Source organism: Hyunsoonleella jejuensis (assembly GCF_900111025.1).
Lineage (GTDB): Bacteria > Bacteroidota > Bacteroidia > Flavobacteriales > Flavobacteriaceae > Jejuia > Jejuia jejuensis.
This window is the reverse complement of the sequence record NZ_FOFN01000005.1, coordinates 46,791-63,245: the sequence shown is the minus strand read 5'-3', so window position 1 is coordinate 63,245 and position 16,455 is coordinate 46,791. Positions and strand designations below refer to the sequence as shown.

At 35.9% G+C, this 16,455-nt stretch carries 9 protein-coding genes; 7 read left to right on the top strand and 2 right to left on the bottom strand.

Annotation, left to right across the window (positions count from 1 at the left end):
• Nucleotides 1-10: 10 nt before the first annotated feature.
• Nucleotides 11-1,612, bottom strand: coding sequence for a RagB/SusD family nutrient uptake outer membrane protein (locus tag BMY39_RS14215; protein ID WP_092580860.1), 1,602 nt, complete (start codon nucleotides 1,610-1,612; stop codon nucleotides 11-13).
• 10 nt (nucleotides 1,613-1,622) lie between these two features.
• Complete coding sequence (locus tag BMY39_RS14210; protein ID WP_092580858.1) at nucleotides 1,623-4,568, bottom strand: SusC/RagA family TonB-linked outer membrane protein; 2,946 nt, start codon at nucleotides 4,566-4,568, stop codon at nucleotides 1,623-1,625.
• Nucleotides 4,569-4,815: 247 nt separating this feature from the next.
• On the opposite strand from BMY39_RS14210, the gene BMY39_RS14205 reads away from it, so the two are divergent.
• The 7 genes from BMY39_RS14205 (at nucleotide 4,816) to BMY39_RS14175 (ending at nucleotide 16,452) form a co-directional block, all read left to right on the top strand.
• Nucleotides 4,816-5,889: a LacI family DNA-binding transcriptional regulator gene (locus BMY39_RS14205; RefSeq protein WP_092580856.1), complete on the top strand. Its 1,074-nt coding sequence runs from the start codon at nucleotides 4,816-4,818 to the stop codon at nucleotides 5,887-5,889.
• Nucleotides 5,890-6,043: 154 nt separating this feature from the next.
• The gene (locus BMY39_RS14200; protein ID WP_092580854.1) at nucleotides 6,044-7,405 is read left to right on the top strand and encodes an MFS transporter; all 1,362 of its coding nucleotides are present in this window, start codon (nucleotides 6,044-6,046) and stop codon (nucleotides 7,403-7,405) included.
• Nucleotides 7,406-7,408: 3 nt separating this feature from the next.
• Complete coding sequence (pgmB, locus tag BMY39_RS14195) at nucleotides 7,409-8,083, top strand: beta-phosphoglucomutase (RefSeq protein ID WP_092580852.1); 675 nt, start codon at nucleotides 7,409-7,411, stop codon at nucleotides 8,081-8,083.
• Entirely contained in the window at nucleotides 8,080-10,389 is a 2,310-nt protein-coding gene (locus BMY39_RS14190; RefSeq protein WP_092580850.1) for a glycoside hydrolase family 65 protein, read from the top strand. The genes pgmB and BMY39_RS14190 overlap by 4 nt, the downstream gene beginning before the upstream one ends.
• A gap of 20 nt (nucleotides 10,390-10,409) precedes the next feature.
• Nucleotides 10,410-12,527, top strand: a complete 2,118-nt coding sequence (locus tag BMY39_RS14185; RefSeq protein ID WP_092580847.1) for a glycoside hydrolase family 97 protein — start codon at nucleotides 10,410-10,412, stop codon at nucleotides 12,525-12,527.
• Between the two features lie 12 nt (nucleotides 12,528-12,539).
• A complete protein-coding gene (locus BMY39_RS14180) occupies nucleotides 12,540-14,516 on the top strand; it encodes a glycoside hydrolase family 13 protein (protein ID WP_177176616.1) in 1,977 nt (658 codons plus the stop codon).
• Nucleotides 14,517-14,568: 52 nt separating this feature from the next.
• Nucleotides 14,569-16,452, top strand: a complete 1,884-nt coding sequence (locus tag BMY39_RS14175) for an alpha-amylase family protein (protein ID WP_092580845.1) — start codon at nucleotides 14,569-14,571, stop codon at nucleotides 16,450-16,452.
• Nucleotides 16,453-16,455: the final 3 nt, after the last annotated feature.

Below are 16,455 nucleotides of genomic sequence, written 5' to 3'. Positions count from 1 at the left end.
TATTTAGTTTTTAGTATCCTGGGTTTTGAGTTAGGTTTGGATTTGCAGCCATACTTCCTACGGGAATAGGATATAGGTTGAAATGTGAAGGTATTGCAATACCATTACTACCATTACCTTTCCAAGCCCAGTTATAATTTCCGCCAGTAAATCGGCCATATCTAATTAAATCTTGTCTTCTATGTGCTTCCCAGTGTAGCTCGCGAGCTCTCTCGTCTAGAACAAAATCTAAAGTTAAATCTCCAGAAGCAATAGTGCTTGGATTGTTTGCTCTTGTTCTTAAATTATTGATATAACCAACAGCAGTTGCTAAACTACCACCACCACCTCTTAGGTGTGCTTCAGCATACATAAGATACACATCTGCAAGTCTAAACAATGGGAAATCGGTATCAACAAAAGTTTTGTCTACGCCAAAACCTCCAGTAGAAGTTGCATTAGAGTACTTCTGAATAACGTAACCAGTATCCTTATCAGAGATGTCTGGAATATCGATTGGTCTATCTGCTGAAATTAGCGTGTTTCTGTCGTCATCTGCGAATGCTGGTCCCCAAAGATCAGCAAATTGCTTACGCACTCTAAGAGCGCCACCCCAACCTTCAGTTCCAACACCAACTTCATCGCCATTCTTTTCTAGACTTCCAACAGAGCCATTAATCATAACCGTGGTAGGACCATAATTTTGCGTAGTTGCACCATCTGATACAATCGGGAAAATAATTTCCTTAGTAGCAGAATTGGTATTGTTGTCGGCCATAAAGTTGTGTAAGTAATTATCGGCAAGGTCATAACCACCTGAGATAATCTTTTCACAATAGGTAATGCATTCCATATATTTAGGTTCTTTTATATATACTTCTGCATTTAAGTAAATTTTAGCTAGAATCATTTGTGCTACACCTCTATCTGCTCTTCCGTACTCATTTTGTCTAGCTGCAACCAAATCATCCTCAATATCTATTAATTCAGATTCTATAAACGTGAATAATTGAGTCCTGTCATAAACTTCTGGTTGCGCATTTATAGGAGTAGTTTCATCTGCAAAATTTGCTTTTCCAAACAAATCCATCATGTAGTAGTATGCCATAGCTCTCATTAATCTTGCTTCGGCTCTAAATTCTGCTATATCACTTCTTGTTGCGTTAGAGACATTTCTTGCATTTAATTTTTCATCTGTAGTTTCTCGTAAAAAATTGTTTGCTAAAGCTACAGATAAGTGAGCTCTACTAAACATACCTAATAGTAAAGGGTTTTGAGCTGTCCAGATATTTCGTTGAATTTCACGTGTTCCAGGATCGTTCTCATAAGACCAAATCATTTGATCCGCAGAGAGCGTTTGTGTGTATAACAACACACGTCCAAATTGACTGGTACCAGCATCAATATTCTTTAGATTAGAGCTTTCTGGACCATCAGTTCCTGTTAGTGCTAAATTCGCATAAATACCTGCTAACACCTGTTTGTAAGCGCCTTCATCTTCAAAGAGGTTCTCGCTTAAAACAGTTTGATCATCGTTAGGTGTAATGTTCAAGTCATCGGTACAAGAAACAAGTGTAACGATAAAGAGGAATAATACCCCAATTGTTTTGTGCATTTTAAATCTTGTTTTCATAGTTGTTTTTTTAAAATTTAATGTTAGCTCCCACCAATACAGTTCTTGGTCTTGGATATACTACATTATCTATACCTAATGTAAGCGTAAGGTCTGAGTCGTTATCAGTTACTTCAGGGTCCAAACCACTATAATTAGTGATTGTGAATACGTTTTGCACGCCACCCCATATTCTAACACTTTTTAGCATTTTAGAAATATCATTAAAGGTGTATCCTAAAGTGATATTATCCATTCTTAAAAAAGAGGCATTTTCAATAAAAATATCTGAAATAATAACATCAGCAGTTCTTTGGAATCCAGTATCTAAGACAGTGGTTGGAATATTTCCTAAAACGGCGTTATCAAGTAATAACTCATATTGAGCTCTTGAGGATTGAACGTTGTTATATACGTAGTTTCCAAGGTTTGCTCTTAGGTTAAATGCAAAGTCAAAGTTTCTGTAAAATACGTTAGATTGGAATCCGAAAATGGCATTCGCTCCAGGATTTTCCTTAACGTAACGGTCATTATCATTAATAATATTATCGCCATTTAAATCAGCGTAAGCGCCTTCAATTGGTCTTCCGTTAGTATCATATAATTGTTTAAAAACGTAAAAAGAATTCGGGGCTTCTCCTTCACGGTGAATTTGAATATTATTTCCTGTTCCACCGCTAATACCGCCAGTTCTAACATCTTGTCCGAGCGCTAATTCTTTCATTTCTCTGTCCAGTAAAGTGGCATTAAAGTTGAAATCAACTTTTAGGTCGTCGGTTTTAATCACATCGGTATTTACCGAAAATTCTAAACCTTGAATTTGTAACTCACCAATATTTTGAATAATACTATTAGTAAAGTTAGCACCATCAGGAACAGCAGCAGTAAATAATAGATCGGTTGAATTTTTTTGGAAGAAGTTTAAGGAACCTGATATTTTGTTATTAAATAGGCCATAGTCTATACCAACTTCCATAGTAGTTGTTTCTTCCCACTTCAAATCCGGATTGATTTCTGAAGCAATTAAAGATTGGATGACTTGATTTCCGAATTGAAACTGAGAATCTGGTCTACCACCTCGGTATCGGTTTAAGAAAATATCTCTTTCATTTACCGACTGCTGACCAGTAATACCATATCCTAAACGTAGTTTTAAGTTTGAAAACGTGCTAGAATCTTTCATAAAATCTTCATCACTAATTGTCCAAGCGAAAGCAGCAGCAGGGAAATCGCCCCATTGGTTTTCTTTGCTAAAACGTGATGTACCGTCACGTCTGTAAGTTAATGTTAATGCATATTTATCGTTTAATGAGAAATTGGCTCTACCAAAGAATCCTATAAGCACTACATCTGGGTCTGCATAGAAATCATCAACACTCAATGGATCTGTAATATTTCTACCATTTTTACCGCTGTTGGTGAATCTTTGATAGGAGTAACCTGCGGTTATATCCAAACCTAAATTATCTAAATCTTTTTTATAGTTAAGATAACCATCAAAGAGTTCATTGGTACGTTCCTGAGTATTTTCTCTAAACTCACCTTTGAATAAAATATCTTGATCTGTTGTAGCTTGTAGTCTATCTCTTCTGTCAAGCCCTTTTGCCTCGGTTCTGTCATAACCAAGGTTTATAACTGCTTTAAGTTCTGGTAAGAAGTGAAATTTATAGTCAAAATTCAAATTCCCAAACAATCTATTAGCATCACCTAAATTTGTTCTTTGTAAAAGTTGAGCAACTGGATTATTAGTTCCGTTGGCTATTTGGGTGCCATTTCTGTGTTGGTAAAATCCACCAAAAGGTGATGAAGCATCAAATACAGGTTGAGTGGGGTCGTAACGCATAGCGGCACCAATTTGTCCGGCATCTGCAAAACGGTTGTCCTCAAAAGCAAAATTGGCGTTTAAATTCACCTTTAAATGATCGTCAAAAAATGTTGGGTTTAACGCTAAACTTAAGTTTCTTCTTTCGAATTTAGATGTTTTTAACGCTCCTTCCTGGTCTACAACACCAAAAGTGAATCGAGCTGGCAACACCTTAAATAGCGCTCCTTGCATCGATATATTATGTTGTGAGGAAACGGTACTTCTAAATATCTCATTTTGCCAGTTTGTACTTGCGTCTCCTAAGAGACTTTCATCTATAGTCGCTCCGTTTATTGGTTGAGATGCTATTAGCTGTCTGTAGGCATCAGCAGAAAACACATCTACGGTGTTGGTAACTTCACCGAAAGCATATTGCGTATCGTAAGTGGCACTGAATTTTGATTTACCTTTTTTAGTTACAATTATAATTACACCGTTGGAAGCTCGAGAACCATAAATAGCAGTTGCCGATGCATCTTTCAATACAGAAAACGAATCAATATCATTCGGGTTAATAGATGCTAGAACACCTCTAGATCCTGTAACACCGTTATTGTCAATTGGTAAGCCATCTATTATAATTAAAGGATCGTTGGAGCCATTAATAGATGCGCCACCACGAATTCTAATTTGAGATCCAGAACCTGGGGCACCACTTGTGTTAACACTAACACCCGCAATACGACCATTAATTAAGTTTTCAGGAGTTACAATATTACCTTTAGTAAATCCTTCTGAAGTAATAGCTTCAACAGAACCGGTGGCGTCTTTTCTCGTGGTTGTACCATAACCAATTACTACTACTTCATCTAATTGTGCGGCATCTTCAGCTAGTTGTACATCTAAAGAGGATTGACCGGAATAGGTTATTTCTTGAGTAGCATAGCCAACATAAGAGAATACTAGTGTATCCCCATTGTTTGCCTCAATCTGATAGTTCCCATCAAAATCGGTGGTGGTTCCAGTAGTGGTGCCCTTTATAATGACGTTTACCCCTGGAAGCGGGATGGAGGTAGCTTGTTCCGTTACTGTTCCTTTAACAACACTTTGCCCAAACATAAATACAGGCAGCAGCATAAGGAAAAACAGTAATTTTTGAGTCTTTGTTTTCATACAGTTTTGTTAATTTAATGTTCTAATTAGTCAGTTTATATTTTCACTCCTCATGTCAAAACTATGTAAAGAAAATGTTAAGATGGAATTTTAAATTACGAAATATTTAACGAAAACGTTTTCGTGTTGACAACTTTTTAATTTTATCGCATTAAAATGAGAAAATCACATATTTTGCAAATGATAATTTTTCCTTTTGTTTAAGAAATAAAGGTAATATTGCTTATTTTAGAGCATACAAATTAGCATGAAGAAAAAGATAACATTAAAGCAAATAGCAAGAGAATTAGATGTCTCTGTATCAACAGTTTCTAAAGCCTTAAGTAATAGTAAGGAAATTAGTGAGGATACTACTAAAAAGATTCAGGCATTCGCTAAACTCTATAATTATAAACCAAATAATATTGCACTTAGTTTAAAAAACAGAAAAACTAAGACAATAGGTATCTTAATTCCCGAAATAGTACATCATTTTTTTTCTACGGTAATTCGAGGTATAGAGCGCGTTGCCAATCGCAGGGGGTATAATGTTATTGTGGGGCTTTCCAACGAATCGTTTACTAAGGAGATAATAAATATGGAAATGCTTGCTAATGGTAGTATTGATGGGTTTATTTTGTCAATTTCAAAGGAAACATTACTCAAGCAAGATTATCATCATTTTAATGCTACGATTAATCAAGGTATGCCCATAGTGATGTTTGATAGGGTTGTAGATGAAGTAAAATGCGACAAAGTAATTGTTGATGATTTCAACGGTGCTGTTAAAGCTGTTAAAAAGTTGATAGCAAATGAATGTAAAAATATTGCTTTAATTACTACGATGGATTATGTAAGCGTAGGAAGATTAAGAACTCAGGGCTATCTTGATGCTTTGCAAAGTAGCGGTATTGAAGCCGATCCACATATGATTTTAAAGATTGATGACAGCTTGGATGTAGAAAATCATTTAGAGGTTTTAGAAACTGAAATTGCACATTTTTTTAAGTCCAACCCAAAAATTGATGGCATATTTGCAGTAAACGAATTATATGCGGTTACGGCAATGAAAGTAGCTAGGAAGTTAGGGTTAAGCATTCCTGATGATATGCAGGTAATTGGGTTTACAGATGGTGTGCTTTCTAAGCATGCTACACCCAGTTTAACAACCGTGAGCCAACATGGACAAAAAATGGGTGAGCAATCCGCTAATTTGTTGATAGATAGGTTAGAGGCTGAAGAATTAGAAACCGAGCAATACTTTACAAATAATGAGCAAAATCGTGATTTTATAAAGATGGTTATAGAGACCGAAATCATTGAAAGGGAATCAACTAAATAGTTTCGTAATGCTTTCCTGTTAAACACATGTAATTAGGAAAACTAAAATTCTTTTATATCTTTGAGTAGAAATCAAGACTTATATTTTCACTTCTCACAATAGGTTTTGATAAGTATAGCGCTTATCAAGTAGTATTAATGTAACATACTATTTCATGGAAAAGCGTAGATTAAGTTTCTGGCAAATCTGGAACATGAGTTTTGGATTTCTGGGAATACAAATGGGGTTTGCGCTCCAAAATGCCAACGCAAGTAGAATACTTCAAATTTTTGGAGCAGATGTTCACGAACTATCGTGGTTTTGGATAATAGCACCACTTATGGGGCTAATTGTTCAACCTGTTATTGGGCACTATAGCGATAAAACATGGACACGTTTAGGACGACGAAAACCTTACTTTTTAGTCGGGGCAATTTTAGCCTCAATTGGATTAGTTTTAATGCCTCAAGCTGATATTTTCATTGCATTTTTACCTGCACTTTGGGTGGGGGCAGGAATGCTCATGATAATGGATGCATCTTTCAATATTGCCATGGAGCCATTTCGTGCTCTAGTTGGAGATAATTTAAGAACAGATCAACGTACTCTAGGATTTAGTGTACAAACTGCGTTAATTGGAATTGGTGCTGTAATTGGCTCATGGCTGCCTTATGTTCTGGCCAATTGGTTTGGAGTATCTAATGCCACTACTGAAGGCGCTGTGCCATTAAATTTAATTCTTTCTTTTATAATTGGAGCGGTTGTTTTAGTTGTTTCAATTTTGGTTACCGTTTCTACTACAAAAGAATATTCGCCAGAAGAATTAGCGGAGTTTGAAGCCAAAAAAGCCGAAGAAGATGGTGTTACCATAGTATACGAAGAAGAAAAATCTAGTTTATTGGATATTTTTGAGGATTTCAAAAAAATGCCAACTACGATGCGCCAATTAAGTTGGGTGCAATTCTTTTCTTGGTTTGGACTTTTTGGAATGTGGGTTTTTGCAACACCAGCAATTGCACAGCATATTTACAAGTTACCCTTTACAGATAGCAGCAGTGCATCTTACCAAGATGCGGGCGATTGGGTTGGGATTTTGTTTGGAGTCTATAATCTCGTTTCAGCATTTTATGCCTTTGCATTGCCATATATTGCTAAGAAAATTGGACGAAAAAAAACACATTCGGTGTCTTTGATAATTGGTGGTTTAGGTCTGTTGTCCATCTACATTATGCCAGATAAAAATTGGCTCATTATTTCCATGATTGGGGTAGGGATTGCATGGGCAAGTATTTTGGCTATGCCTTATGCTATTCTTGCAGGTTCTATCTCCCCAAAGAAAATGGGAGTGTACATGGGAATATTTAATTTTTTCATTGTAATTCCTCAAATCATTAATGCTTTAATTGGTGGGCCGCTTGTAAAATATGCTTATGATAACCATGCCATATTCGCTTTAGTAATGAGTGGGATTAGTTTTTTAATAGCAGCATCTTTAGTGTATAAGGTTAAAGATGTTGATGATGTAATTCAATCGTAAAAAATGAATAAAATAGGAGCCATATTCGATTTAGACGGTGTTATTGTAGACACTGCTAAGTATCATTTTTTAGCATGGAAAGATCTTGCTGATCACTTAGGTTTTGAGTTTACTGAAGCGCACAATGAATTATTAAAGGGTGTGAGTCGCGTAAGGTCATTAGAAATCTTGCTAGAAATTGGTAACGTGGAACTTTCCGAAGAAAAAAAGCAAGAGTTCTTGATTAGCAAAAACGAAGAGTATCTCAAGTATATCCACAAAATGGGACCAGAGGAAATTCTTCCTGGAGCAAGTGAACTTTTAGATAAACTTGATGAATTAGGAATTCACTATGTATTAGGTTCGGCCAGTAAAAATGCACCTCTAATCTTAGAGCAGGTAAAATTACTGGATAGATTTGCAGGAATTGTAGATGGTAATAGTGTTTCTAAAGCAAAACCAGATCCTGAAGTATTTTTAATTGGTGCGCAAAAACTCAATCTCAAACCCGAACAATGCATCGTTTTTGAAGATGCCATTGCAGGCATTGAGGCCGCAAATTGTGCGAACATGATTTCCATTGGTATTGGAGATAAAAATACACTAAGTGCAGCCGATTTTAATTTTAACAACCTAACTGAAATACCAGCGAATTTCTTCACAGAGGTGATTTCAGAAAAAACAAAAAGTAAAAAATGAACCAAGATTATATAAAACCAAATAATTGGTCCATCATAGAAGAAGGTTTTGATGCAAATCGCGTTAAATCTTCCGAAAGCTTATTTAGCATTGGTAACGGGGCCATGGGGCAACGTGCAAATTTTGAAGAACAATATACAGGCGACACCTTTCAAGGCAGCTACATAGCTGGAGTATATTATCCAGATAAAACGCGTGTTGGCTGGTGGAAAAACGGCTATCCCGAATACTTCGCTAAAGTGTTGAATGCGCCAAATTGGATAGGTATTGACGTGCTAGTTAATGGCGAGCAGTTAGATTTGAATACCTGTACATCTGTTGATGGTTTCCGTAGGGAATTGAACATGAAAGAAGGTTGGCTATCCAGAAGTTTCAAAGCTAGGTTGCCCAATGATATTCAAGTTGAGGTATTCGTAAAACGCTTTTTAAGTTTAGATTTAGATGAGGTTGGTGCTATCAATTATGAAATTACACCTTTGAATGCTGATGCCGAAATCATATTTCAACCTTACTTAGATTCAGGAATTACCAATGAAGACACCAATTGGGATGATAAGTTTTGGGATACTACAGATGTTAGTCATATTAACAATCAAGCGTTTATTGAGGCTAAAACTATGAAAACCGATTTCCATACCTGTACGTTTATGGAATCTAAAGTTTTTATATCTAATAAACCCATTATAGTTGAGCATAACGTTGTAGCAGATTCAAATCATGTTGCATTCAGTTACGCATATCCGGTAAAAAAGGGAGATACTTATAGTATTCAAAAATATGGAGGTTACACTGTTGATAGAAATCATAATAAGTCTGAGTTAATAAAGGTTGCAAAAAAGGTGTTGAAGACCGCAACTAAAAAAGGGTATTCAAAGTTATTAGAAGACCAGAAAAAAGCTTGGGCAAATATTTGGGAAATGGCAGACATCACTATAGATGGGGATGTAAAAGCACAACAAGGTATTCGTTTTAATATTTTCCAATTAAATCAAACGTATTTAGGTAAAGATTCAAGATTAAATATTGGGCCAAAAGGGTTTACAGGCGAGAAATATGGAGGCAGTACCTATTGGGATACCGAGGCTTATTGTATTCCGTTTTATATGGCGACCAAAGATCAAAACGTAGCTAGAACACTTTTAGAATACCGTTACAACCATTTAGAAAAGGCGATAGAAAATGCTGAAAAACTAGGGTTTTCTAATGGTGCGGCATTATACCCCATGGTAACAATGAACGGAGAAGAATGCCATAACGAATGGGAAATTACCTTTGAGGAAATCCACAGAAATGGCGCTATAGCTTTTGCTATTTATAATTACCATCGTTTTACTGGAGATTACAGCTATATCCCAGAAAAAGGATTGGAAGTTCTGATTGGAATTTCTCGTTTTTGGCAACAACGAGCTACATATTCAAAAGATAAAAGTAAGTATGTTATCCTAGGAGTAACAGGACCTAACGAGTACGAAAACAATGTAAATAATAATTGGTATACTAATTATCTAGCAAAATGGTGTATTGATTATACCCTAGAACAAATACAAAAAATTGAAGATGAGTTTTCTACTGGCTTCTCAAGAATTGCTAAAAAAGTAAAACTGACTAAAAAGGAATTAGCACTTTGGAAGGCGGTGGCAGATAATATGTACTTTCCCTATTCTGAAAAACATCAAGTGTTTTTGCAGCAAGATGGGTTCTTAGATAAGGAGTTGATAACTGTTGAAGATTTACCAAAATCGCAACGACCAATAAATCAGAAATGGAGTTGGGATAGAATTTTGCGCTCCCCATATATAAAGCAGGCCGATGTGTTACAAGGTTTCTATTTCTTTGAAGATCAGTTTACAGATGAAGCGTTAGAACGCCATTTTGATTTTTACGAACCGTTTACAGTCCATGAAAGTTCCTTGTCACCATGTGTACATAGCATTCAAGCTGCAAAATTAGGTAGAATGGAACAAGCCTATAAGTTTTATTTAAGAACATCGAGATTAGATTTGGACGATTATAACCACGAGGTTCATGAAGGCTTACATATTACCTCCATGGCTGGTACTTGGATGAGTATAGTTGAAGGTTTCGGCGGTATGCGTGTTAAAGACGGAAAGCTGTCTTTCACTCCAAAAATCCCTAAGCAATGGAAGGGGTATTCTTTTAAAGTGAATTTTAGAGACCATGTTTTAAAAGTGAGCGTTACCCAAGAGCAAACCTATTTTGAAATGTTGTGCGGTGAAGCATTAGAACTTCTATGTAATAATAAGCCAGTGGTTTTGGAAAGCAATGTGTTGAAGGCTGTGAGTTAAATAAATTAAAAATTTCAATAATGAAGTCATTTTTTATAATCCATATTATTTTTCTGTTGTCATTATCTAATCGTGTTAGTGCTCAGGAATTAAAATCTCCAAATGGTGAATTTACCATGCAGTTTTCTCTGGAAAATGATGGCATGCCAACCTATGAATTAAGCTATAAAAATCAAGTGGTGATAAAACCAAGTCATTTAGGTTTAGAGCTTAAAAATGATGATAAATCCTTGCTAGATGATTTTAAAATTGTTGATGAAACAACAGCAACTTTTGATGAAACTTGGCAACCTGTTTGGGGTGAAGAGAAAGACGTCAGAAACCATTACAATGAATTGGCGGTAACTTTAAAGCAAAACGAAACCAATAGATTGATGTTGATTCGATTTAGACTATTTGATGATGGTTTAGGCTTTCGATACGAGTTTCCGCAACAAGACAATCTTGTGTATTTCATTATTAAAGAAGAGAAATCGCAATTCGCCATGGCAGGAGACCATACGGCATTGTGGATTCCTGGAGATTATGATACGCAAGAATACGATTATACAGAATCTAAACTATCAGAAATTAATGAAAAGTTTGATAAAGCCGTAACAGGAAATGCATCTCAGGAACAATTTTCTAAGACTGGGGTTCAAACAGCTCTAATCATGAAAACGGATGCTGGTTTGTATATCAATTTACACGAAGCCGCTTTAATTAATTATGCCTGTATGCATTTAAACTTAGATGAAGCAAACATGGTTTTTGAATCTTGGTTAACACCCGATGCTAAAGGAGATAAAGGCTATATGCAAGCACCATGCAAAACGCCGTGGCGTACTATAATAGTAAGTGATGATGCTCGGGATATTTTGGCGTCCAGAATGACATTAAATTTAAATGAACCTTGCGCTATTGAGGAAACATCATGGATAAAACCAGTAAAATATATTGGAGTTTGGTGGGAAATGATTACTGGAAAAAGTTCTTGGGCTTATACTGACGAAATACGAGCGGTTCAGTTAGGCGTTACCGATTATTCACAAGTAAAGCCTAATGGCACTCATGCGGCAAATAATAAAAAAGTAAAACGTTATATCGATTTTGCTGCAACGCATGGGTTTGATGCAGTTTTAGTTGAAGGCTGGAACGAAGGTTGGGAAGATTGGTTTGGGAAATCCAAAGATTATGTGTTTGATTTCGTAACACCCTATCCAGATTTTGATGTAAACGAAATTCATGAGTACGCAAAGTCCAAAGATGTAAAAATGATGATGCACCATGAAACTTCGGGGTCTACTAGAAATTACGAGCGCCATATGGATAGCGCTTATCAATTTATGAAGGACAATGGGTATGATGCTGTAAAAAGTGGTTATGTTGGGAATATTTTACCGCGTGGAGAGCGTCATTACAGTCAATGGATAAACAATCATTATCAGTATGCGCTTGAAAAAGCTGTAGATTATGAAATTATGATAAATGCTCACGAGGCTGTAAGACCTACAGGAATTTGTAGAACTTACCCCAATTTAATTGGAAACGAATCTGCACGCGGAACAGAATACCAAGCTTTCGGCGGGTCTAACCCAAATCATGTTACCATTTTACCTTTTACGAGATTAATCGGTGGCCCCATGGATTATACACCAGGAATTTTTGAAATGGATATCAGTAAACTAAATCCTAATAACAACTCCCATGTTAATAGTACTATTGCCAATCAATTAGCGCTATATGTCACCATGTACAGCCCATTGCAAATGGCAGCAGATTTACCAGAACATTACGAGCAGTTTATGGATGCGTTTCAGTTTATAAAAGATGTTGCCATAGATTGGGATAAAAGCGTGTATTTAGAAGCAGAACCTGGGGATTATATCACCATAGCTAGAAAAGAAAAAGATGGAGGCGATTGGTATGTTGGCAACGTAAACGGAAATACACCAAGAACTTCTACAATTTCATTGGATTTTCTAGAAAAAGGTAAAAAATATATAGCTATCATTTATGCAGATGCAAAAGATGCACATTATAAAAGCAACCCTCAAGCTTATACCATTACTAATAAGAAGGTAACGAGTAAATCTAAATTGTCATTACGCTCAGCACCTGGTGGCGGTTATGCTATTTCAATAAATGAAGTTAAGTAAAAATCAATTGAGATGACCAAGTACTTAAGATATCAAAAAAAAATAAAACACTTAGTTTTAATTACACTAGTGTTTGTATTTGCTGTAAATTTAGCTTGTAAAAAGAAAAACAATATGGCCGAGGATAAGGCTAAGGAAACAAAGGTAATAGTTGAAAAAGATGATATTCAAAGAATTGAGCCGCTAAATTGGTGGGTGGGTTTTAAAAACGCATCCTTGCAGCTATTGATTCATCATCCTAATATTTCAGCATGGACTCCTGAAATATCATATGCTGGTGTCTCTATAGAAAAGGTTCATGAAGCCGATAGCCCTAATTATCTGTTTATTGATTTAAATATATCGGAAGCCACAAAACCTGGTAAGTTCAATATTTATTTTAAAAAGGAAGGTCAAGATGATTTGGTGCAAACCTATGCGCTGAAATCCAGAGAGAAGCCTTCAGAAGCTTATGTAGGTTTTAATAGTAGTGATGTTATTTACCTAATTACACCAGATAGATTTGCAAACGGTGACCCAAATAATGATGTGGTTGAAACCATGCTAGAAAAAACCATCGATAGAACTGATGATTATGCGCGACATGGCGGGGATATTCAGGGTGTTATAAATCATTTAGATTATATTGAAGACTTAGGCTTTACTGCCATTTGGCCTTGTCCGTTACAAACTAATGATATGCCACAGAGCTCCTACCATGGTTATGCAATTACGGATTATTATGAGATAGATCCGCGTTACGGTACTTTGGAAGATTACCTTGCGCTGTCATCCAAATTATCAGAAAAAGGTATGAAGTTAATTATGGACCAAGTTGCAAATCATTGTGGTTTAGAGCATTGGTGGATGAAAGATTTACCTTTTCATGATTGGGTAAACCATCAACAAAATTACACAAAACATAGGGAGGAATGGCATGGTGATAAAAGCATCACTACCAATCACAGGCGTACTGTAAATCAGGATATATACGCTTCAGAAATCGATAAGGAGAATATGAGCGTTGGCTGGTTTGTATCTGCAATGCCAGATTTAAACCAACGCAATCCCTTTATGGCCAAATACACCATTCAAAACAGTATTTGGTGGATAGAAACTGCAAATTTAGGAGGTATCCGTCAAGATACTTACCCATATCCTGATAAGGACTTTATGAGTAAATGGGCAGGAGCAATTATGTGTGAGTATCCTAATTTTAGTATTGTTGGGGAGGAATGGAGTTATAACCCATTAATAGTTGGATATTGGCAAGATGGCGCCAATAATAGGGATGGTTATAAATCTAATTTAAAATCGCCCATGGATTTCCCTATGCAACGCGCCATTGTTCAGGCGTTTAATGAGGAGGAAGGATGGGATATAGGACTTGTTAAATTATATGAAGCTCTTGGAAACGATTTTTATTATGCCACACCAAAAGACATTATGGTGTTTCCTGATAACCATGATATGAGTCGTATTTTTACTCAACTTCATGGAGATATTATAAATACTAAAATGGCATTAGGTTATGTTTTAACCGTACCTAGAATTCCACAAATTTATTACGGTACAGAAATTTTAATGCACGATTTTGATAAACCAGGAGATCATGGATTAATTAGAAGTGATTTTCCAGGAGGTTGGGAAGGTGATATGATAAATGCATTCACGGGAGACGGCTTGACCACTGGGCAAAAGGACATGCAGGTTTACCTTAAAAACATATTAAATTACCGAAAGCAAAGTGTTGCTATCCATGAAGGAAAAACGGTTCATTTTGCTCCAGAAAACGGCATTTATGTTCTGTTTAGAATTCATGATGATGAAACTGTTGTGTTTATAATGAACAAGAACGAAGCCACTGTTGAACTTGACTTAAACAGGTTTGAGGAAATTGGTTTAAATGGTAAGATGCTAAAAAATATTCTAACAGATGTTAATGTGCTTTGGGGAGAGCGGCTTGTTTTAGAAGAAAAAGGAGCGATTCTACTCTCTACAATATTTTAATAAAACAAAAATTGCATTTAGTGTAAACGCCTTTCTATATGTTATTAAGCAAATGAAACTCACAAAATACATAGTAGTTGTAATGCTCTTTATTTTAAGTTGCAAAAATGAAAAGGGAGGCGTAAAGGTGCACAAAATAACCACGACAACAACGACAACAACGACAACAAAAATAGTAGTATATCAAGTGTTTACTCGCTTGTTTGGGAACACGAATACAACCAACAAACCTTGGGGTACTATTGAAGAAAACGGTGTTGGTAAATTCAATGATTTTACTGAAAAAGCATTAGCTGAAATTAAGCATTTGGGTGTAAGCCATATTTGGTACACGGGTGTGCCACATCATGCAGTGATTAACGACTATACAAAATATGGTATTTCAAACGATGATCCTGATGTTGTAAAAGGGCGTGCTGGTTCACCTTACGCTGTTAAGGATTATTACAATGTTAATCCTGACTTAGCTGTAAATGTTGAAAACAGATTGGAAGAATTTGAAGCTTTAGTAAAGCGAACACATAAAGTTGGAATGAAAGTGATTATTGATATCATTCCAAATCATGTAGCGCGAAACTATAAAAGTATTTCCAAGCCAGAGGGCGTGAAGGATTTTGGTGAGGGTGATGATACTTCGATAGTTTACACCAAGAATAACAATTTCTATTACAACCCTAATGAAACCTTTAAAGTGCCAGAGTGGAAAAACGGCTATTCTCCTCTAAGGGATGAAAAACATCCACTCGAAGATAATTACTTTCCAGAACAACCAGCTAAATGGACGGGCAATGGTTCAAGATTATCACAACCTGATATGAACGATTGGTACGAAACTGTTAAGGTAAATTATGGCGTTTCGCCAGAAGGACAAAAGGATTTTGATGAATTACCTAATGGTTTTGAAAATGAAGATTATAAAAAACACTTCGAGTTTTGGAATGATAAAGACCTTCCTAATTCTTGGATAAAATTTAGGGATATTGCAATGTATTGGTTAGAAAAAGGAGTGGATGGTTTTCGTTATGATATGGCAGAAATGGTGCCCGTTGAATTTTGGAGTTTTATGAATTCATCTATAAAAATGAAAAATCCTGAAGCTTTTCTATTAGCTGAGGTTTATAATCCAGCCCTTTATAGAGATTATATTAAAAAAGGGAAAATGAATTATTTGTATGACAAGGTGCAACTATATGATACCATTAAAAGAGTAATCCAAGGAAAAGGAAGTACAGACAATATTCCACCAATTTTTAATGAGTTAGAAGATATTGAGCATCACATGTTGCATTTTCTGGAAAACCATGACGAGCAACGTTTGGCAAGCCCAGATTTTGCAGGAAATCCTGAAAAAGGAAAACCAGCTATGGTGGTTTCGGTAACATCAACAACAGCGCCAACGATGATTTATTTTGGACAGGAAGTAGGGGAGGATGGTTCTGAAAACGCTGGGTTTGGGTCGCCCACCAGAACCTCTATTTTTGATTATGTAGGCGTACCTGCACACCAGCGATGGGTTAACAATAAACAATTTGATGGTGGACAATTATTAGATGAGGAAAAAAATTTAAGGGATTTTTATAAACGCCTACTAAATTTTACAATACATAGTAGTGCATTAATGGGTGCGTATCATGATATCCATGTTTACAATAGAGAAAACACAGAATACTACAATGATAAACTGATGTCTTTTGTAAGATGGGATAATACCGAAAAATTAATCATTGTTTCAAATTTTGATGCTGAAAATGGTTATAGGTTCCACCTTAAACTTCCGAAGGCGGTTGTAGAAATTTGGCAGCTAACAAATCAGCATTATCAAGTTGAAGACCAATTATATAAAACGTTTGCATCTACTTTAAAAGTTGAAAACGGAATTGGGAGTATAAAATTACAGTTAAAGCCTTTAGAATCTTTCATCTTAAAACTAAAGTAAATC